Origin of the sequence: Qipengyuania sp., assembly GCF_965277845.1 — a bacterium.
GTDB lineage: Bacteria > Pseudomonadota > Alphaproteobacteria > Sphingomonadales > Sphingomonadaceae > Qipengyuania.
In genome coordinates this window covers 867158-886625 of record NZ_OZ255844.1, presented here as the reverse complement: position 1 = coordinate 886625, position 19468 = coordinate 867158, and the positions used below count along the sequence as shown (strand labels likewise).

Sequence of the window (19468 nt, the reverse complement as noted above, 5' to 3'; positions counted from 1 at the left end):
GTCGGCCCACCCTTGCTTTCCCCTATGACTTCGCGGTCCGAGCGGTTAGGGGCTGCAGCGCAAGACAAGAGGACGCCGATGCCCGACGAGAAATCCGCATTCACAACCCGCGAGGCGCTGTTCTACCACGAGACGATCCGTCCCGGTAAGATCGAGATAATCGCGAGCAAGCCGATGGCGAGCCAGCGCGATCTCAGCCTCGCCTATTCGCCCGGCGTGGCGGCCCCGGTGGAGGCAATCGCGGAAAACCCCAAGGATGCGGCGCGTTACACCGCGCGCTCGAACCTCGTCGCGGTCATTTCCAACGGCACGGCCATCCTCGGCCTTGGCAACCTCGGCGCGCTGGCGTCGAAACCGGTGATGGAAGGCAAGGCGGTGCTGTTCAAGCGCTTCGCCGATGTCGATTCGATCGACCTCGAACTCGATACGGAAGACCCGGAGAAGTTCATCGAGGCGGTCGCGCTGATGGAGCCGAGCTTCGGCGGCATCAATCTGGAAGATATCGCCGCGCCCGAGTGCTTCATCATCGAGCAGGCGCTGCGCGAGCGGATGAATATTCCCGTCATGCACGACGACCAGCACGGCACCGCGATCATCGCTGCTGCGGGCCTGATCAACGCCTGCCACCTGACCGGACGCGAGCTCAAGGATTGCAGGATGGTGGTCAACGGGGCGGGCGCCAGCGCGCTCGCCTGCACCGCGCTGATCAAGGCGATCGGCGTGCCGCACGAGAACGTGATCGTCTGCGACCGGTCGGGGCCGATCACGCCGGGCCGCGACAATGTCGACCAGTGGAAGAGCGCGCATGCGGTCGAGACCGCAGCCACCAGTCTGGAAGAGGCGCTCGAGGGTGCGGACATCTTCCTCGGCCTGTCTGCGGCGGGCGCACTCAAGCCCGAATGGGTCGAGCATATGGCGGACAAGCCGATCATCTTCGCCATGGCCAATCCGGTGCCCGAGATCATGCCCGAGGATGCCAAGGCGGTGCGCCCCGACGCGATCATCGCCACGGGCCGCAGCGATTACCCCAATCAGGTCAACAACGTGCTCGGCTTTCCCTTCATCTTCCGCGGCGCGCTCGACGTGCAGGCGACCGCGATCAATGAAGAGATGAAAATCGCCGCCGCGCGCGCGATCGCCGAGCTGGCGCGCCAGCGCGTGCCCGACGAGGTTGCCGCCGCCTATGGCGTCAGCCACCAGTTCGGCGAAGACTACATCATCCCCGCACCCTTCGATCCGCGCCTGATGGAAGTGGTGTCGAGCGCAGTCGCCAAGGCGGCAATGGATACGGGCGTCGCCCAGGCTCCGATCGAGGATTTCGATGCCTATCGCCTTGCGCTCAAGGTCCGTCTCAATCCTACCACTGCGGCGCTGACCAATATCTACGAGCAGGCCAAGGCCAATCCCAAGCGGATGGTCTTTGCCGAGGCGGAGGAGGACGTCGCGCTGCGCGCCGCGATCCAGTTCCGCGATTTCGGCTATGGCGAGCCGATCCTGGTCGGGCGGACCGAAAAGGTGCGCGAGAAGCTGGTCGAGCTGGCGGTGGACGATCCGGACGACTGGATCATCGAGAACTCGGCCGTGTCGGACAAGGTGCCGGCGATGGTCGACTTCCTCTACAAGCGGCTGCAGCGGCGCGGCTATACCGAGCGCGACGTGGGCCGGATGGTCAATCAGGAACGCAACGTTTTCGCCGCCCTGCTGGTCGCGCTCGGCCATGGCGACGGAATGATTTCGGGGCTGACCCGTACCTTCAGCCAGACCGCGCGCGAAGTCGCCCGCGTGCTCGATCCGGCGCCCGGCGCGGTGCCTTTCGGCGTCCATATGATGATCGGCAAGAACACCACCGTGTTCCTCGCCGATACGACGATCAACGAGCGCCCCACCGCCGAGCAGCTGGCGCATATCGCCAGGGAAACCGCCGCCGTGGCGCGGCGCATGGGGCACGAACCGCGGGTCGCCTTCCTGTCCTTCTCGACTTTCGGCAATCCTTCCGGCCAGTGGCTCGACAATATCCGCGACGCGGTGGCGATCCTCGATGCCGAAGAGCCGGGTTTCGAATATGAAGGCGAGATGGCACCCGACGCCGCGCTCAATCCCAAGGTGATGCAGCTCTATCCGTTCAGCCGACTGTCGGGACCGGCAAACGTGCTGGTCATGCCGGGCCTGCAATCGGCCAACCTCTCTGCCAAGCTGCTGCGCGAACTGGCGGGCGAGACCACGGTCGGCCCGATGATGATCGGCATGGAAAAGCCCGTCCAGATCGCGCCGATGACGGCCATCGCGCCCGATGTGCTGACGCTGGCGGTGCTGGCAAGCGCGGGGGTGGTGGGCTGAACCGGTGATCCCCTCGCAGCGGAGCCGCTTCGCCATTCCCCATGGCGTGCACTACCTCAACTGCGCCTATATGGCGCCGCTTGCGCGGGATGTGAGCGCGGCGATGGTCGAGGGGGTGCGGCTGAAGGAGCAGCCGTGGCAGTTTCGCCCTGCGGATTTCTTCAGCATCGCGGAGGCGTTTCGCGGCCGCGCCGCGCGGCTGGCGGGGGTCGACGCGGATTGCATCGCAATCGTGCCTTCGGTGAGTTACGCGCTCGCCGTCGCTGCGCAAAACCTGCCTTTTGCCAAGGGCCAGCAGATCGTCACGCTGGCCGACCAGTTTCCGTCCAACGTCTATGCCTGGCGCGAACTGGCGAAGGAGAAGGGCGGCGAAGTGGTGGCGGTCCGGCGGCCGTCGCAAAGCTGCTGGAGCGAGGCGGTGCTGGATGCGATCGGCCCCGACACCGCGATCGTCGCGCTGCCGCACAATCACTGGGCCGATGGCCGGATGGTCGATCTCGTCGCGGTGGGCGAAAGGTGCCGCGAGGTTGGGGCGGCGCTGGTCCTCGACCTGACCCAGTCGCTCGGAGCCATGCCGATAGATTTTGCCTCGGTGCAGCCCGATTTCGCGGTCGCCGCCTGCTACAAATGGCTTTTGGGGCCTTACGGCGTGGGCATGATGTACGTCGCCGCGCGCCATCACGACGGCGTCCCGATCGAATACAATTGGATCAACCGCGGCGGATCGGAGGATTTCGCCCGACTGGTCGACTATCGCGAAGACTATCAGCCGGGCGCGCGGCGTTTCGACATGGGCGAGAAATCCAATCCGCCACTGCTGATGGGGGCGAGCGCAGCGCTGGATGTCCTGCTCGAGTTCGGCGTCGAAGCGATTTCCGACACTTTGGCCGCAGCGACTCAGACGATCGCCGACGAGGCCGCCAAGCTAGGGCTCTTATCGGCTCCGATTGGCATGCGCGCGCCGCATTTCCTTGCGCTCGAATGTCCTGCTGGCCTGCCCGATGGCCTCACCGAGAGGCTGGCTAAGGCGCAGGTGCATGTTTCGCAGCGCGGATCGTCGATCAGGGTCACACCGCATCTCTACAACACTCCTGCCGACACCGAGGCGCTGATCGCCACCCTGCGCGAGTGCCTCGCCTAGAAGGGCAGGTCCTTGTCGGCGTAGTCGACGAAGCGGAACCCGCCACCGCCCGCACCTTCGATCACATCGGCCAGCCCGCCGACGCTTTCTGCCACGGTCAGTTTGGCATTGGGTCCGCCCATGTCGGTCTGCACCCAGCCAGGGTGGAGCGACAGCACGGAGATATCTCGCGCGCCGGCATCCTGTTCGGCAATGCCCTTGGCGAGCATGTTCAGCGCCGCCTTGCTGGTGCGGTAGAGCTCGTAGCCGCCCGAGCTGTCGGCGACCGAGCCCATCAGCGAGGACATGACCGCCAGCGTGCCGCCGTCCTTCAGGCTCGGCAGCAAAGCCTTTGCGGCGCGCGCCGGACCGAAGGCATTGGTCATCATCACTTCGGCCACCTCGTCGGCAGTCGCTTGCGAGGCGTCCTGGTGGCGGGCCCCGGTAATCCCGGCATTGATGACAATCGCGTCGAGCGTGGCGTCTCCCAGGCCAAGCGAGCCATAGCTGTCCGGATCGGTCACATCGCAGGTCACGATCCGCAGGGCATCGCAGTCGAGCGCGTGCAGGTCTTCGCTCTTGGACCGCTCGCTCGCCACGACGTGCCAGCCACGGCCGAGAAATTCGCGCACCAGGCCAAGCCCGATACCGCGCGATGCGCCCAGGATGAAAACCGTCTTGCCAGCCATGCCTGCTTCCTCCGCATGTTTCCTATCGAAGCGTCACAGCCTTCGGTGGGTTCCCTGCAGCCTGCAATCCCCCGGTCGATTTTTTCGGCCGCCCATCGCTTTTCCCACACTTTGCGCCGTCCGGTTCATCGCCGTGCAAGCGCCGGGTCGCCAACGGCGCCGCTGTGCAGACAAGCGCACACGAAAGGAATCGAAATGAAAAAGACAATCGCACTGGTCGCAATCGCAAGTGCCATGACTGCCGCGCCGGCCATGGCGCAGGACAGCAACACCGCACCCGGCGGCTTCTATGTCGGCGCGCTCGCCGGTTTCGAAGGGCTCGACGTCGAATCGAGCGACGGCAGCGTCACCGCCGACGCGGATTCGGCGGTTTACGGGATCAACGCGGGATATGACCTCTCGCTCGGCAGCGCCTTCGTCGGTGTCGAGGGTGAGCTGTCGACCAGCGGCGGTTCGACCGAGTTTCCCGGCAGCTTCGCCGGCGCGCGCGACGGGCTCGATGCCGATGGTCAGTATTACATCGGCGCCCGTGCCGGCTTCGCGCTGACCCCGGGCATCGCCGCCTATGGCAAGGTCGGCTACACTGCGCTCGACACGCGTGCCTTCACTAGCGCGGGTTCGCTCGGCGAGCTGGAAGAGAATGCCGATGGCATGCGCTTTGGCGGCGGCCTCCAGGTCCAGCTCCCCGGACCGCTCGAAGGCCGGCTGGAGTATCGGCGCTCGAACTATAGCGACGTGGGCGGCGATGTCGGCGATGTCTCGACCGATCAGGTCGTCGCCGGCCTCGGCCTGCGTTTCTGATCCGCAGACTGGTCATAGACGAATAAGGCGAGGCCGCCCGGGCGACCGGGCGGCCTCTTGCTATCTGCGCCGAAACCTGAAGTACCACACCTCGTGCCCGTAGACCGTGCGCGCCTTGTGTTCGTAGCGCGTTTCGGGCCAGCCAGAGGGGCGGTTCTGCCAGCTCTTCGGGCCATCGACGAGCCATTCGAATTCGTCGGTGAAGCGGCGCATCACCATCAAGGCGTGGCGCAGGTATACGGGATGATCGGTGCCGAAGCGGAATTCGCCGCCGGGCTTGAGCTTGTCGGCGAACATCTGAACCGGACCGTCGTTCATCATGCGGCGCTTGGCGTGTTTGTTTTTGGGCCACGGATCGGGGTGGAGGAGGTAGAGCATGGTCAAAGCGCCGTCGGGCACGCGACGCAGCACCTCCAGCGCATCGCCGTGATGGATGCGGACATTGGCCAGCGTGCGGTCGCGCACATGCGTCAGCGCCTGCGCTACGCCGTTGACGAAGGGTTCGGCGCCGATGAAGCCGTGATCGGGGAGCAGGTTGGCGCGCGCGGCCAGATGCTCGCCGCCGCCGAAGCCGATCTCGAAATGCAAGGGCCGGTCGAAGCCGAACAGCGCCTCCGACGTAACCGGCCCATCGGCGGGCACAGAAATCTGCGGCAACAGCCTGTCGACCAGCTCTTGCTGTGCCGCGCGCAGGGGCTTGCCCTGGCTGCGGCCGTAGAGCCGGTTGAGCGTGGTCGGATCGCCTTCCTTGAATGCTGACATGCGGCGCGCCGTAGCGCCATCATCCCCATGCCGTCCAGATACCGTATGCGCTGGTAACGCTCAGCGCGATCCCGACGAGGATCAGCATCAGCTTGGGGCTGAAATGCTTCGCCGCAAGCGCGCCGAAGGGCGCCGCGGCGATCCCGCCGACGATCAGGCCCAGCGTCGGCCCGGCGATATGCGAAACGCCCAGATGATAGGCGAAGCTGGCCGAGATGGAGAGCGTCAGGAAGAATTCGACCGAGTTGACCGTTCCCACGACCTTGCGCGGCTCGGCACCTTGGACGAGCAGGTTGGAAGTGACGACAGGCCCCCAACCGCCGCCACCGGCCGAATCGAGGAAGCCGCCGATAAGTCCCAGCGGTGCGACATGCTTCGCCTCGCGCAGTTTGGGCGGATAGAGCAGGCCGCGGAAGAGCAGCCACAGCCCGATGGCCGCAAGGTAGATGAGAACATAGGGCTTTATCGTGTCGCCATCGACAGCAGTGATCAGATAACTGCCGACCAGCCCCCCGATCACGCCGGGGATCAGCAGCCGGACAAACAGGCTCTTGTCGATATTGCCGCTCAGCAAATGGCTGATGCCCGAGGTCGCGGTTGTGAAGCACTCGACCAGGTGCACGCGCTGCGAGGCGAGGGCGGGGGGCACACCGAGCAGGCCGACCATCAGCGTGTTGGTGATGACGCCGAAGGCCATGCCCAGCGCGCCATCGACCATCTGTGCTGCAAAACCGATCAGGATGAAGGGGACGATCGGCCCCAGATCGAAACCGAACACCTCCATGAGCGGGGGTGGGCCTTTCGCTGTTGATACCGACGGCATGTACTGCGATTCGCGCAGCCGGGCGAGATAGAAAATCTCTCCCCGATTGCGGGGTTGAAGCGCCCTTGCGCGAGCGGCTAGGCCGCCAGGCATGCAAAGACTTCTCGACGATTATTCCGACCTCGCGCTGTGGCTCCAGTCGCTGATCGCCTTGGCCGGGCTGGCGCTGCTGGCACTGGCGGTGAACTGGCTGATCAAGCGCGTGCTGCTCCGCGCCGCCGCGCCCTATCTCGACAAGCGCAGCGATACGGCGGACCGGGCGATGGCCTGGCTCGCCACCGTGATCCCGCTGCTGATCGTTTCGCGCGGTATTGCCCTGGTACCGAACCTTCCGCTCGAGATCGTAACGGTCACTGTCAACGTCGTGCGCGCGCTGATCGTGCTGTCGGTGGCAATGGCGATCAGCTGGGGGCTCAATTACGCGAACGAGCTCTATTCGCGCAGGCCCGAAGCGCGCAGCCGACCGATCAAGGGCTATGTCCAGGTCGTCAAGATCGTGGTCTTCTGCGGCGCGGCGATCCTGATGATCGCGGTGCTGATCGAACAGTCGCCGCTGCTGCTGCTTTCGGGGCTCGGCGCGATGGCGGCGGTGTTGTTGCTGGTATTCAAGGATACGATCCTCAGCCTCGTCGCCAGCGTGCAATTGACCAGCAACGACATGTTGCGGGTGGGCGACTGGATCGAAATGCCCAGCATGGACGCCGATGGCGACGTGGTCGATATCGCGCTGCACACGGTCAAGGTGCAGAATTTCGACAAGACGATCACCACCATCCCGACGCACAAGCTGATATCCGATGCCTATCGCAATTGGCGCGGCATGAGCGAAAGCGGTGGGCGGCGGATCAAACGTGCGCTGGTGATCGATCAGAACTCGGTCCGGTTCCTGGGCGATGAAGAAGTCGCCAAACTCAAGCGATTCCGCCTGCTCGACGATTACCTGGCGCGAAAGCAAGAGGAGATCGCCGAGTGGAACCGCCACGAGCTGTCCGGCGATTGCGACGCGATCAACGCCCGGCGCATCACCAATATCGGTACGCTGCGCGCCTATGTGATCGCCTATCTCAAGAGCCATCCGCGGATCGCAAGCAGGGGTTTCACCCTGTTGGTACGCCAGCTCCCGCCGGGTCCGCAGGGCCTCCCGCTCGAAATCTATTGTTTCACCGACACGGTCGTGTGGAGCGAATACGAAGCGATCCAGGCCGACATATTCGACCATATGCTGGCGATCCTGCCGGAATTCGGCCTGCGGATCTTCCAGGAACCCAGCGGGCTCGATTTGGCGCAGCTGGGCGGGAGCCAATAGAAAAACGCCCGGCAGCCGAAGCGCCGGGCGTCTCTCGCTATCCCGTCCAGCAATGATGCGTCAGGCGGCTTCCGCCTCTTCGTTCGGGTCGCGCAGCACATAGCCGCGGCCCCACACGGTCTCGATGTAGTTTTCGCCGTCGCAAGCGTGGCTCAGCTTCTTGCGCAGCTTGCAGATGAAGACGTCGATGATCTTGAGTTCGGGTTCGTCCATTCCGCCATAGAGGTGGTTGAGGAACATTTCCTTGGTCAGCGTAGTGCCCTTGCGCAAGGACAGCAGCTCGAGCATCGCATATTCCTTGCCGGTAAGATGAACGCGCGCGCCATCGACCTCGACGGTCTTGGCATCGAGGTTCACGGCCAGCTTGCCGGTGCGGATGATCGACTGGCTGTGGCCTTTCGAACGGCGCACGACGGCGTGAATGCGGGCGACCAGTTCCTCGCGGTGGAAGGGCTTGGTGACGTAGTCGTCGGCGCCGAAGCCGAAGCTGCGGATCTTGCTGTCCATCTCGGCGATTCCCGAGAGGATCAGGACAGGGGTCTGGACTTTCGCGACGCGCAGCTTCTTGAGCACGTCGTAGCCATGCATGTCGGGCAGATTCAGGTCGAGCAGGATGATATCGTAATCGTACAGCTTGCCGAGGTCCAAGCCTTCCTCGCCGAGGTCGGTCGAATAGACGTTGAAACCTTCCGTCGTGAGCATGAGCTCGATGGCCTTGGCGGTTGTCGGCTCGTCTTCGATAAGCAGTACACGCATGGGAAGTCCCCTGTTTGGCCCCTAGTGTCTCGCGGTAACTCCTCGGAAAGAGGTGTTGCCATGTATTAACCACATCACATCTGAACGGAAAAGGTTAACGCGGGGTAAAAGGCGTTAACTTTTTTGATCGTGCCAGAAAAGACTCACAGGGCTTGAAGCTTCTTTTCGCGTCGACGCTGCGCGCTCGAACCGATCCCGATCGCCTCGCGATATTTGGCGACCGTGCGCCGGGCGAGGTCGAACCCTTCCTCGTTGAGCATGTCTGCAAGCTTCTGGTCGGACAGTACCTTCTTGGGATCCTCCGCATCGCACAGCGCCTTGATCCGCGCCTTGATCGCCTCGCTGCTGGCGCCCTCGCCATCGGCGGCGGCGACCCCGCTGGAGAAGAAATACTTCAGTTCGAAGGTGCCGCGCGGGCATGACAGGTATTTGTTGCTGGTCACACGGCTGACCGTGCTCTCGTGCATTTCGATCTGCTCGGCCACTTCGCGCAAGGTCAGCGGGCGCATCGCGGTAACCCCTTCGCGAAAGAAGCCTTCCTGTTTCTTTACGATTTCGGACGCCGTCTTGAGGATCGTCTTCTGCCGCTGGTCGAGCGCGCGGATCAGCCAGTCGGCTTCGCCCAGCTGTTCGTTGAGCCAGCTTTGCGAGGCCTTGTCGCGCGCGCCGCCTTTCAGTTCGAGATAATATTCGCGATTGACGACGAGGCGCGGCAGGCTCGCCTCGTTCAGCCGGATGTCCCAGCCTTCCGCGCTCGGCGTGATCAGCACGTCGGGCACGATCGCCGATTCCGCGCCGCCGCCGAAGGCCAGGCCCGGTTTGGGATCGTAGCCGCGCAATTCGGCGAGCATGTCGGCGAAGTCCTCGTCGTCGACTTCGCACATGCGTTTCAGCCGGGCGATGTCGCCTTTGACCACGAGATCCAGATTGTCGATCAGCCGCGCCATGCACGGATCGTAGCGATCGGCTTCCCTGGCCTGCAGCGCGAGACATTCGGCGAGGCTACGCGCTCCGACGCCGGTGGGGTCGAGCGACTGGACGGTGGCCAGCGCCCGTTCGACTTCCGCCAGCGGGACGACAAGCTCCTCGGCGATCACCCGCAGATCGGTCGGCAGGTAGCCAGCCTCGTCCAGCTCGCCGATGATCCGTAACGCGATCAGCGCCTCGCGCGCATCATGGGCGGCGGCGCCGACCTGCTCGGTCAGGTGCTCGGCGAGCGTCGGCCCGCCCGAAGAGCGGTTTTCGAGGTCGGGAAGTTCGCCACCGCCCGCAGACCCGATATCTCCGCGGCTCCAATCGCCCATGTCGCCCGGCGCCGCTTCCGGATCGAGCGCGTGATCCGCGACGTCGAGTGCGTTTTCGCCGCCCATATCGGTCGCGCTATCGGGTTCCTGCGGTTCGGGCGCCGTCTCGTCTCCCGCCTCGCGCCGGACCTCGCCCATTTCCAGCAGGGGATTGGACTCGAGCGCTTCGGAAACGAAGGTTTCGATTTCGAGATTGGACAGCGCCAGCAGCTTGATCGCCTGCTGGAGCTGCGGCGTCATCACCAGCGACTGGGTCTGGCGAAGGTCCAGCCTCGGACTAAGCGCCATTGATCAGCTCCGTTTGGGCCAGCACATCACAGCGTGAAGCTCTCGCCCAGATAGAGTCGGCGCACGTTTTCGTCCGCTACCAGCGCCTCGGGCGTGCCCGCGAACAGCACCTGGCCGCCATAGATGATGCAGGCGCGATCGACGATCTCCAGCGTTTCGCGCACATTGTGATCGGTGATCAGCACGCCGATGCCGCGCGTCTTGAGGTCCTTCACCAGATCGCGAATATCGCTGATCGAGAGCGGATCGATTCCCGCGAAGGGCTCGTCGAGCAGCATGATCGACGGCTTGGCCGCGAGCGCGCGGGCAATCTCGCAGCGGCGCCGTTCACCGCCCGACAGCGCCATCGCCGGGCTGGCGCGCAGGCGCGCGAGGCCGAATTCGTCGAGCAGGCGTTCGAGCTCCTTCTCGCGGGTCTCCGCGTCGGGCTCGACCATTTCGAGCACGCAATCGATGTTTTGCTCGACCGTCATGCCGCGAAAGATGCTGGTTTCCTGCGGCAGATAGCCGAGCCCCAGGATCGCCCTGCGATACATCGGCAGATTGGTGACGTCGTCACCATCCATCAGGATGCGGCCCGCATCCGGGCGTACCAGCCCCATGATCGAATAGAAGCAGGTGGTCTTGCCCGCCCCGTTCGGGCCCAACAGGCCCAGTACCTCGCCCTTGCCGACCGTCAGCGAAATATCGGTCAGCACCGCCCGTTTGTCGTAGCTCTTGGCGATCGAGATCACTTCGAGACCGCCCTGCGGAATGGGCGGGGCGGCGTCGTGCACCGCGGCATTGTCCGAGCTTAATCCGATATCGGCCATGGGGCGCGACATAGCATGCGAACCGATGGTGGGAACCCATCAGCGAGCCTTTTTCGACGAATTGGCAGGATTCATGCATGGACGCCGGGGCCGAAAAGTATCGAGGAGCGCGCAGTGCGAAAGCGGGGCGTCCATGTCTCGAACGCGCAGGATTGCTTGCCAGTTGGCAGCATTTTTGAAACAATGCGATTCGGGTAGGGCATAAAGGGAGAGACGCAGTGAACAAGGCGCTCCACGAAAACGATTTCTCGGGCGAGCATGCCCCCGAACGCAAACGCGATTGGCGCAAGGCCATGAGCGACAATGTCGCGCTTGCGCTGCTCGTCTATACCGGCCTGCAAATTTTCGTGACCGTCCATGCCATGAAACAGGGCTCTTCCTCGATCCTTCCCTATCTTGCCCTCGTGGTTCTGGTCGCTGGCATCATTCCCGCCTGCCGCTGGTTCGAGCGGCGCTGGGTCGGCCTTGGCGACGAAGAGGCCGCGGATGAGGCTCTCAAGCCCTCCTTCCGCCGCGACCAATTGCTGCTGTGGCTGCTGGCGATCGGCCTGCCATTCAGCCTGACCGCCTTCTTCAACATCATCTTCGGCTGACTTTCCCGGCGGTTGCCAGTATCATGCCCCGCGCCTACTTCGCGCGAATGATGACACAGACCGGCATTCGCCCATGATCGACCACGACGCAGCCCTCGCGCGCTGCCAGGATCTCGTCGAGCTCGCCCGAAAGGCGGGCGCCGACGCGGCCGATGCGGTCGCAAGGGCCTCTTCCTCGGAAAGCGTAAGCGTACGGCTCGGCGTCCTCGAAGAGGTCGAACGGTCCGAAAGCGAGGAAATCGGCCTGCGGGTCTTCGTCGGCCGGCGTTCCGCCTCGATCAACACCAGCGACTTCGCTCCCGAAGGCTTGAGAACGCTGGCGCAGCGTGCGGTCGAGATGGCTAGGCTGGCGCCGGAAGACCCCTATGGCGGACTTGCTCCCCAAGATGCCTTGTTCGCAGGCGAAGCCGCCGATCTCGACCTGACCGACGCGGCCGAGCCTTCGCCGGGAGATCTGCGCGAAGCAGCGCTCGCCACCGAAAGCGCGGCGCGGGCGATCGACGGTGTGACCAATTCGAACGGCGGCAGCGCATCGGGTTCCCGCTCGGTTTTCGCGCTGGTCACGACCAACGGCTTCGCGCGCGGCCACGCGGGCAGCTCGTTTACGCTTTCGGCCAGTGTCGTCGCGGGCGAGGGCGCGGACAAGCAGACCGACTATGCCTATCGCACGCAGCGCCACCGTAGCGACTTGCCCGACCCCGCCGAGATCGGGCGCGAGGCGGGCGAGCGCGCCGTACGCAAGGTCGGCCCCGGATCCATCCCGTCTTGCACGATGCCGGTGGCGTTCGACCCGCGGGTCGGTTCCGGTGTGCTCGGCCATTTGCTCGGTGCGATGGCGGCCCCATCGATCGCACGCAAGGCGAGCTTTCTGATCGGGCGCGAAGGTGACCAGCTATTCGACAGTGGTGTGGACATTGTCGAGGATCCGCACCGCCTGCGTGGCCTGCGTTCGCGGAATTACGATGGCGAAGGCGTCGCAACACTCCCTCGCGCTCTGGTCGAGGCCGGGCATGTCACCGGCTGGCTGACCAATGTCGCCAGCGCCGCGCAGCTCGGTCTCGGGCTAACGGGCCATGCTAGCCGGGGTGGCGGCGGATCGCCCGGCGTCGCTGCAAGTAACGTCTATATGAAAGCCGGTTCGCAAAGCGTGGCCGACCTTATCGGCGATATCGAGGACGGCGTGTTTGTCACCGACCTGTTCGGCCAGGGCGTCAATCTCGTCACCGGCGATTACAGCCGCGGGGCGAGCGGTCTGCGCATCCGCAAGGGCGAGCTCGCCGAACCGGTGGCCGAGATCACCATCGCCAGCAAGCTGCCGGACATGTTTCGCGGGCTGGTCCCGGCGAACGACCTGGAGCTGGTGCGCGGGATCGACGTGCCCACCTTCCGTATCGACGGCATGTCGGTGGCGGGGCAGTGAGACGCCTGCTCGCCATCCTCGCCCTCGCCTGGGCGATGCCGCTGGCCGCACAGCTCGAAGCGCCCGCCGAACCGGTCGAGACGCCCGCTCCGGTCCAGACGATCGCGGCGACGCAGGAAGCGGGCGCGGACGAACAGATTGCCGAGCGTATCGCCGGCATCTTTGCCGAACTGCCCGCCTTTGGGGGCGTGGAGGTCGCGGTCAGCGAGGGCGTGGTCTCGCTTTCGGGCACCGTCCCCAAGGCCGAGGATGTCGATAGGGCCGAGGCGATCGTGAACCGGGTTGCGGGCGTCGTAACGGTCGAGAACGGGCTCGAGCGCGATCTGTCGGTGTCCGCCGACAGCGCCGGTATCTCGGTACTCGGCGAGCGCTGGGAATCGCTGATCCGCGCCTTGCCGCTCATCGCCGCCGCGCTGGGCGTGTGGCTCCTCATCGCGCTTGCCGGCTATGCGATCGCCGGGTTCGGCCGGCTGTGGAACCGCGTTGCGCCCAATGGCTTTCTTGCCGAACTGATCGCCAGCGCTATTCGCTTCGGTTTCACCATACTCGGCCTGGTCATCGCGCTCGACATGGTCGGGGCGACCGCTCTGCTCGGCGCGGTTCTCGGCGGCGCGGGCGTCATCGGCATCGCGCTCGGTTTCGCCATGCGCGACACGATCGAGAACTACGTCGCCTCGCTGATGCTCAGCCTGCGCCAGCCCTTCCGCGCCAACGATCATGTGGTGATCGACGACCTCGAAGGCCGGGTCATTCGCCTGACCAGCCGCGCGACCGTGCTGATGACGCTCGACGGCAACCACCTGCGCATTCCCAACGGGCAGGTCTTCAAGGCGGTGATCCTCAACTATACGCGCAATCCGCAGCGGCGCTTCGATTTCGACCTCGGCGTGGATGCCGATGACGATCCCAATGCCGCTTCGAAGCTGGGGCGCGAAACTCTGCGCGACCTGCCGTTCGTGCTCGACGACCCGCCTCCCGAAGCGCGGATCGAGCAGGTTGGCGATTCGAATATCGTGCTCAAGTTCCTCGGCTGGCTCGACCAGCGCGAGGCGGATTACTTCAAGGCCAGGACCCGCGCCATCGCGGCGGTCAAGACGGCGCTCGAGGACGCCGGATTTGCCTTGCCCGAGCCGATCTACCGCCTGCGTTTCGATCCGCGTTCGGCAACCATCCCGATGGCGCCTGCGGGCGAGGGGCAGCCGGCATCGCCCGCGCCTTCGCGCCCGGCGATTCCGGACATAACGGTTACCGAGGGCGACGAGGATGTCCGCCCGGCCGACGAGATCGGCGAGATGGTGGAGCAGGAGCGCCGCCGCGGCGGGGACGAGCAGGATAAGGACCTGCTCGACCGCTCGCGTCCGGTCGAATAGCGCTTACTTCCCGTCGTTGTAGCGCTCGATCGATTCGAGCACGATGCGCTTGGCTTCGGCGGCATCGCCCCAATTGCCGATGCGCACCCACTTTTCCTTTTCCAGATCCTTGTAGTGGGTGAAGAAGTGCTCGATCTGCTGGAAGATGATGCTCGGCAGGTCCTTGGTCTCGGCGACGTCCGAATAGTACGGGAAGGTCGTGTCGATCGGCACGCAGACGAGCTTTTCGTCGCCGCCGTGCTCGTCCTCGAGGTTGAGCACGCCGATCGGGCGGGCACGCACCACGCAGCCGGCGATGAAGGGCGAGCGGGCGATGACCAGCGCGTCGAGCGGGTCGCCATCGGGCGAAAGCGTGTGCGGGACGAAACCGTAGTTGGCCGGGTAGCGCATCGGCGTGTGCAGAATACGATCGACGAAGAGCGCACCGGAATCCTTGTCGAACTCATATTTCACCGGCTCGCCGCCGGTCGGCACTTCGATGATGACGTTGAGGCTCTCGGGCGGATTGTCGCCGGTGGGAATCTTGTCGATGCGCATTGCGTGGTTCTCTCGTTGCGTTCGGCCCCTCTCCCCAGAAAGACTTCGCGCGGCCTCTAGCCCCCCGTGTATATTGCGGCAACAGCCTTCCTCGCCTAAGCGCGCGCGCATGGCAAAAACACCCCAAGCCATCCGTGGCACGCAGGATATTTTCGGCGCCGATGCCGAAGCTTTCGCATTCGTGGTCGAAACCTTCGAGCGCGTGCGCAGGCTCTATCGCTTTCGCCGTGTCGAAATGCCCGTGTTCGAGAAGACCGAAGTGTTCAGCCGCGCGATCGGAGAGACGACCGATGTCGTCAGCAAGGAAATGTACTCCTTCGACGACCGCGGCGGCGAAAGCCTGACGCTGCGTCCCGAATTCACCGCCGGGATTGCGCGGGCCTATCTTTCGAACGGCTGGCAACAGCATGCGCCCCTGAAGGTCGCGACGCATGGGCCGCTGTTCCGCTACGAGCGTCCGCAGAAGGGCCGCTATCGCCAGTTCCACCAGATCGATGTCGAAATCATCGGCGCGGGTGAGCCGCAGGCCGATGTCGAACTGCTCGCGATGGCCGACCAGTTGCTGAAGGAGCTCGGCATCGAGGGCGTGACGCTGCATCTCAACACGCTGGGCGATGGCGGCAGCCGCGAAGCCTGGCGCGCGGCGCTGGTCGAGCATTTTCGCGCGGTGAAGGATGAACTGTCCGAGGATTCGCAGGAGCGGCTCGAGAAGAACCCGTTGCGCATTCTCGATTCCAAGGATCGCCGCGACCGGCGCTTCGTCGCCGACGCGCCGAGGATCGACGATTTCCTGTCGGACGAGGCGCGCGCCTTCTTCGACACGGTCACCGCCGGCCTCGATGCAGCAGGCGTAAAGTGGACCCGCGCCGAAAGCCTCGTGCGCGGCCTCGACTATTACCGTCACACCGCCTTCGAATTCATCCCCGACGAGGGCAGCGAAGCCGCAGGCAAGCTTGGCAGCCAGAGCACGATCCTCGGCGGCGGGCGCTATGACGGCCTGATGGAAAGCCTCGGCGGCGCACCCACACCTGCGGTCGGCTGGGCCGCGGGGATCGAGCGGCTGGCGATGCTGTGCGAGGGGAAGGGCACGGAAAAGTTGGAAATCGCCATCGCTGCCGAAAATGTGGAGCGGGAAGGTGATGCTGCGGAAATGGTCTCCATCTTTCGGCGGCGCGGCTTCAATGCGGAACTCTTCGCTACAGGAAGCCCACGCAAGCGGTTCGACAAGGCTCGCAAGGCAGAGCCCGCGATTCTGATTTCTTTCGACATCAGGGATGGGCAGCGCACACAGACGCTGACGGTTGCTGGCACGGGATATGGTCGGGAAGCGGATGCGAGTGAGATCTTCGCCGACCACTGGACCGAAGTGAACCGATGAATTCCGTCGCCCCGGACTTGATCCGGGGCCGGTGCTTCGGCTGGCGCGCTGGAAGAAAAGCTCGATGCCGGATCAAGTCCGGGATGACGTAAGGGGAATGTTGGTCCTCACTCGGCGGCCGGGATAAGGGGAAAGAGCGAAAGACTTTCCTACCCCCCGGTCAGGGGTTAAGGGGCGGGCGAATGCCGAACAACCGCCCCCGCCGGGGCTCTCCCACCCGGGTGTCACCCCGAGATATTCGCAGATTTATCATTGAGAAAGAAAGGGTTAGGCCAAAAATCGAAGTTGACACCCTGTCACCTTTGTCACCCATCCGCCACCCGACGCACGCATGACCATCCCTGCCGAACGCCTCGATCAGATCGCCCATCGCTTCGCCGAGCTCGAGGCGCGGATGGCCTCGGGCACGCTCGAGGGCGACGAATTCGTCAAGGCGAGCCGCGACTATGCCGAACTCGAACCGGTGGCCAAGGTCGCCGCCGAGGTGAAGGCCGCGCGCGAGGAAATCGCGGAGCTGGAGGACATGCTCGCCGATCCCGAAATGAAGGCCATGGCCGAGGAAGAGCTGGCCGAGCTGCGCAGGCGCCTGCCCGAGGCAGAGCGCGAATTGGCGATCGCCATGCTCCCGCGCGACAGCGCCGATGCGAAACCCGCCATGCTCGAAATTCGCGCGGGCACCGGCGGCGACGAGGCGGCGCTGTTCGCCGGCGATCTCTACCGCATGTACGAGCGCTTCGCAGCCGAGCAGGGCTGGAAGGTCGAGCCGGTTTCGATGAGTCCGAGCGAAGTCGGCGGCTTCAAGGAAGTGGTCGCCAATGTTACCGGGCAAGGTGTTTTCGCGAAGTTGAAGTTCGAGAGCGGCGTCCACCGCGTCCAGCGCGTGCCCGAGACCGAGAGCGGCGGGCGCATCCATACTTCGGCCGCCACCGTGGCGGTGCTGCCCGAGCCCGACGAGGTCGACGTCCAGATCGATGCGACCGATCTCAAGATCGACACCTATCGCGCCAGCGGGGCGGGCGGCCAGCACGTCAATACCACCGACAGCGCCATCCGCATCACCCACCTGCCGACGGGATTGGTGGTGACCTGCCAGGACGGGCGCAGCCAGCACAAGAACCGCGAGAAAGCGATGCAGGTGCTGCGCGCGCGGCTATACGAGAAATCGCGCGACGAAGCGCAGGGCGCCGAGGCCGAGGCGCGCAAGGCCATGGTCGGCAGCGGCGACCGTTCCGAACGCATCCGCACCTACAATTTCCCGCAAGGACGCGTGACCGATCACCGGATCGGCCTGACGCTGCACAAGCTGCCCGAGATCATCGCCGGGCCTGGCTTGAGCGAACTGGTCGATGCGCTGATCGCCGAGGACGAGGCCAAGCGGCTCGCGGCGATGAGTGAATGAACGCGGGAATCGATGTCGGCAATGCTCTCAGGCACGCGGCCGCATGCTTGTCTGAAACGTCCGACACCGCCCGCCTCGATGCCGAGCTGCTGATGGCGCATGCGCTCGGCTCATCGCGCTCGGACATGCTCTTGCACCATATGCGCGATCCCGCGCCCGCGCATTTCGCCCAACTGGTTGAGCGCCGCGCCGCGCGTGAACCGATCGCGCATATCATCGGCGAGCAGGAGTTTTTCGGGCTTGCGTTCACGGTCACGCCCGACACGCTGATCCCGCGCGGTGACAGCGAGACGATCGTTCAGGCCGCGCTCGATACGGCGAGATCCGATGCGCGGGTGCTCGACATGGGTACCGGCTCGGGCGCGTTGCTGCTCGCTTTTCTCGACCGGCGCCCCCAGGCAAGCGGCATCGGGCTGGATGCTTCGGAGGGCGCGCTTGGGGTTGCGGCCGCCAATGCCGCCCGGCTCGGCCTCGCTGATCGCGCGCATTTCCACAAAGCCAGCTGGCACGAAGCGGGTTGGTGCGATGATCTCGGCCAGTTCGATCTCATTTTGTGCAATCCGCCCTATGTCGAGACCGATGCGCAGCTCGAGCCCGACGTTCGCGATTATGAACCCGCCTCCGCCCTGTTCGCCGGGCCCGAGGGGCTTGACGACTATCGCGCGATTATTCCGCAGCTTGGCAAGCTTCTTTTGCCTGGCGGCGTGGCGGTGCTCGAGATTGGCGCGACCCAGCAGGAGGCGGTCGCGGGCATAGCGCGCGAATCGGGCTTCGCGGTCAGTATGCACCGAGACCTCGGCGGGCGACCGCGCGCGCTTATCTTGCGATAAAAGACTTGGCAAAGCCGATTCGACCCATTACCTCTGGCCCAAGGCCAGCGGTGCGCGGCTAACGCCTCCCCGCCGGTTCCAGCTCCGACATTGCAGTTTTGGTGCGCAGCCTATTGCTACGCATACCATGCACGAGACGGAGCACACGAGCTGCGACAGGCGCAGTCGTGCAAGGGGTCACGCGGCCGCATACGGACCGGGTTACGGTTCGCGCCGCGCATTGAATGAGGACCAGCTACCCTTGAACACCAATCGCAATAACCGTCGTCGCGGACGCGGGAGTCGCCATCAGGGCGGAGCCAATTCGGCCAACCGGATCGATAGCCGGGCACGGGGCAACGCGCCCCAGCTGCTCGACAAGTACAAAAAGCTTGCCCAGGATGCCCAGCACAATGGCGACCGGGTGCAGGCCGAGTACTACCTGCAGTTTGCCGACCATTACTTCCGCGTGATCGCCGACAACAAGGCCCGCCAGGAAGAAGCGAAGGCCAAACGTGCGGAAGAGCGCGGACAAAGCCAGTCCGACGATGACGCCGACGCGGGCGATGGCGACGATCGCCGGGGCAACCGCCGCCAGCGCGCACGCCGTGACGACCATGACGATGGCGCTCGCAAACCGCGCGGTCGCAAGCCCAAGGGCGGCGACGATGGTAGCGACACCGAGTTCGAGCCGGCAGAAAATCCCTTCACGCGCCGCGACGACGAGGACGAGGCGCCCAAGAAGCGCCGTGCACCGCGTAAGGCCAAGAAGGACGCGGAGGGCGCTCCCGGTAATGAAGGCGAGATCGATGCGGCGGTCCTGCCGCCTTCGCTCGGCGCCAACGACGCGGGAGAGGAGGCCAAGCCTGCCCCGCGCCGGCGCAAGCGCAAGCAGGACGATGACGGCGAAGTGAGCGCGGTCGGCTGATCGCGCTTGCAGTGCTGATCTGACAATCTAATGGGC

Annotated in this window: 18 protein-coding genes; 11 read left to right on the top strand and 7 right to left on the bottom strand. The window is 64.7% G+C overall.

The features are described 5' to 3' along the window. Positions 1-78 precede the first annotated feature (78 nt). Both ACQY4G_RS04280 and ACQY4G_RS04275 read left to right on the top strand, forming a co-directional pair. Entirely contained in the window at positions 79-2337 is a 2259-nt protein-coding gene (locus ACQY4G_RS04280; protein WP_421993258.1) for an NADP-dependent malic enzyme, read from the top strand. A gap of 4 nt (positions 2338-2341) precedes the next feature. Continuing rightward, positions 2342-3478, top strand: a complete 1137-nt coding sequence (locus ACQY4G_RS04275) for an aminotransferase class V-fold PLP-dependent enzyme (protein ID WP_425061719.1) — start codon at positions 2342-2344, stop codon at positions 3476-3478. Here the strand turns inward: ACQY4G_RS04275 and ACQY4G_RS04270 are convergent. Beyond that, entirely contained in the window at positions 3475-4146 is a 672-nt protein-coding gene (locus tag ACQY4G_RS04270; protein WP_421993254.1) for an SDR family NAD(P)-dependent oxidoreductase, read from the bottom strand. The two genes, ACQY4G_RS04275 and ACQY4G_RS04270, sit on opposite strands and share 4 nt — an antisense overlap. Positions 4147-4341: 195 nt before the next feature. On the opposite strand from ACQY4G_RS04270, the gene ACQY4G_RS04265 reads away from it, so the two are divergent. After that, complete coding sequence (locus ACQY4G_RS04265) at positions 4342-4947, top strand: outer membrane protein (protein ID WP_291181409.1); 606 nt, start codon at positions 4342-4344, stop codon at positions 4945-4947. Positions 4948-5007: 60 nt separating this feature from the next. Here ACQY4G_RS04265 and trmB read toward each other — a convergent pair whose 3' ends face one another. After that, positions 5008-5709 (bottom strand): tRNA (guanine(46)-N(7))-methyltransferase TrmB, encoded by a 702-nt coding sequence (gene trmB, locus ACQY4G_RS04260; protein ID WP_421993252.1) that lies wholly within the window; start codon positions 5707-5709, stop codon positions 5008-5010. Positions 5710-5728: 19 nt separating this feature from the next. After that, a complete protein-coding gene (locus tag ACQY4G_RS04255; RefSeq protein WP_421993250.1) occupies positions 5729-6493 on the bottom strand; it encodes a sulfite exporter TauE/SafE family protein in 765 nt (254 codons plus the stop codon). A gap of 130 nt (positions 6494-6623) precedes the next feature. Between ACQY4G_RS04255 and ACQY4G_RS04250 the strand changes: the two genes are divergently transcribed. Continuing rightward, positions 6624-7838 (top strand): mechanosensitive ion channel family protein, encoded by a 1215-nt coding sequence (locus ACQY4G_RS04250; RefSeq protein ID WP_067696153.1) that lies wholly within the window; start codon positions 6624-6626, stop codon positions 7836-7838. 60 nt (positions 7839-7898) lie between these two features. Here the strand turns inward: ACQY4G_RS04250 and ctrA are convergent, their stop codons facing one another. The 3 genes from ctrA to lptB all read right to left on the bottom strand — a co-directional run bounded on the left by ctrA (position 7899) and on the right by lptB (position 11010). Continuing rightward, positions 7899-8594 (bottom strand): response regulator transcription factor CtrA, encoded by a 696-nt coding sequence (ctrA, locus tag ACQY4G_RS04245; protein ID WP_067696150.1) that lies wholly within the window; start codon positions 8592-8594, stop codon positions 7899-7901. A 143-nt stretch (positions 8595-8737) separates the two neighbouring features. Continuing rightward, entirely contained in the window at positions 8738-10186 is a 1449-nt protein-coding gene (gene rpoN, locus ACQY4G_RS04240) for an RNA polymerase factor sigma-54 (protein WP_421993248.1), read from the bottom strand. A 26-nt stretch (positions 10187-10212) separates the two neighbouring features. Continuing rightward, positions 10213-11010 (bottom strand): LPS export ABC transporter ATP-binding protein, encoded by a 798-nt coding sequence (gene lptB, locus ACQY4G_RS04235; protein ID WP_369815378.1) that lies wholly within the window; start codon positions 11008-11010, stop codon positions 10213-10215. Positions 11011-11216: 206 nt separating this feature from the next. On the opposite strand from lptB, the gene ACQY4G_RS04230 reads away from it, so the two are divergent. From ACQY4G_RS04230 to ACQY4G_RS04220, 3 genes are all read left to right on the top strand, one after another. After that, a complete protein-coding gene (locus tag ACQY4G_RS04230) occupies positions 11217-11591 on the top strand; it encodes a hypothetical protein (RefSeq protein WP_067696142.1) in 375 nt (124 codons plus the stop codon). A 73-nt stretch (positions 11592-11664) separates the two neighbouring features. Further along, on the top strand, positions 11665-13011 hold the full coding sequence (locus ACQY4G_RS04225; RefSeq protein ID WP_421993246.1) for a TldD/PmbA family protein: 1347 nt from the start codon (positions 11665-11667) through the stop codon (positions 13009-13011). Further along, the gene (locus ACQY4G_RS04220) at positions 13008-14381 is read left to right on the top strand and encodes a mechanosensitive ion channel family protein (RefSeq protein WP_421993244.1); all 1374 of its coding nucleotides are present in this window, start codon (positions 13008-13010) and stop codon (positions 14379-14381) included. Before ACQY4G_RS04225 ends, ACQY4G_RS04220 begins: the two co-directional genes overlap by 4 nt. A gap of 3 nt (positions 14382-14384) precedes the next feature. Here the strand turns inward: ACQY4G_RS04220 and ppa are convergent, their stop codons facing one another. Then, positions 14385-14918 carry an inorganic diphosphatase gene (ppa, locus tag ACQY4G_RS04215; protein ID WP_421993242.1) on the bottom strand — a complete coding sequence of 178 codons (534 nt, stop codon included), beginning with the start codon at positions 14916-14918 and terminating at the stop codon, positions 14385-14387. 109 nt (positions 14919-15027) lie between these two features. On the opposite strand from ppa, the gene hisS reads away from it, so the two are divergent. From hisS to ACQY4G_RS04195, 4 genes are all read left to right on the top strand, one after another. Next, positions 15028-16296 carry a histidine--tRNA ligase gene (gene hisS, locus ACQY4G_RS04210; RefSeq protein ID WP_421993240.1) on the top strand — a complete coding sequence of 423 codons (1269 nt, stop codon included), beginning with the start codon at positions 15028-15030 and terminating at the stop codon, positions 16294-16296. 331 nt (positions 16297-16627) lie between these two features. Further along, positions 16628-17695, top strand: a complete 1068-nt coding sequence (prfA, locus tag ACQY4G_RS04205; protein WP_421993238.1) for a peptide chain release factor 1 — start codon at positions 16628-16630, stop codon at positions 17693-17695. Next, positions 17692-18525 (top strand): peptide chain release factor N(5)-glutamine methyltransferase, encoded by an 834-nt coding sequence (gene prmC / locus ACQY4G_RS04200; RefSeq protein ID WP_421993236.1) that lies wholly within the window; start codon positions 17692-17694, stop codon positions 18523-18525. The genes prfA and prmC overlap by 4 nt, the downstream gene beginning before the upstream one ends. Positions 18526-18766: 241 nt before the next feature. Next, positions 18767-19432, top strand: coding sequence for a DUF4167 domain-containing protein (locus ACQY4G_RS04195; RefSeq protein ID WP_421993234.1), 666 nt, complete (start codon positions 18767-18769; stop codon positions 19430-19432). Positions 19433-19468 lie beyond the last annotated feature (36 nt).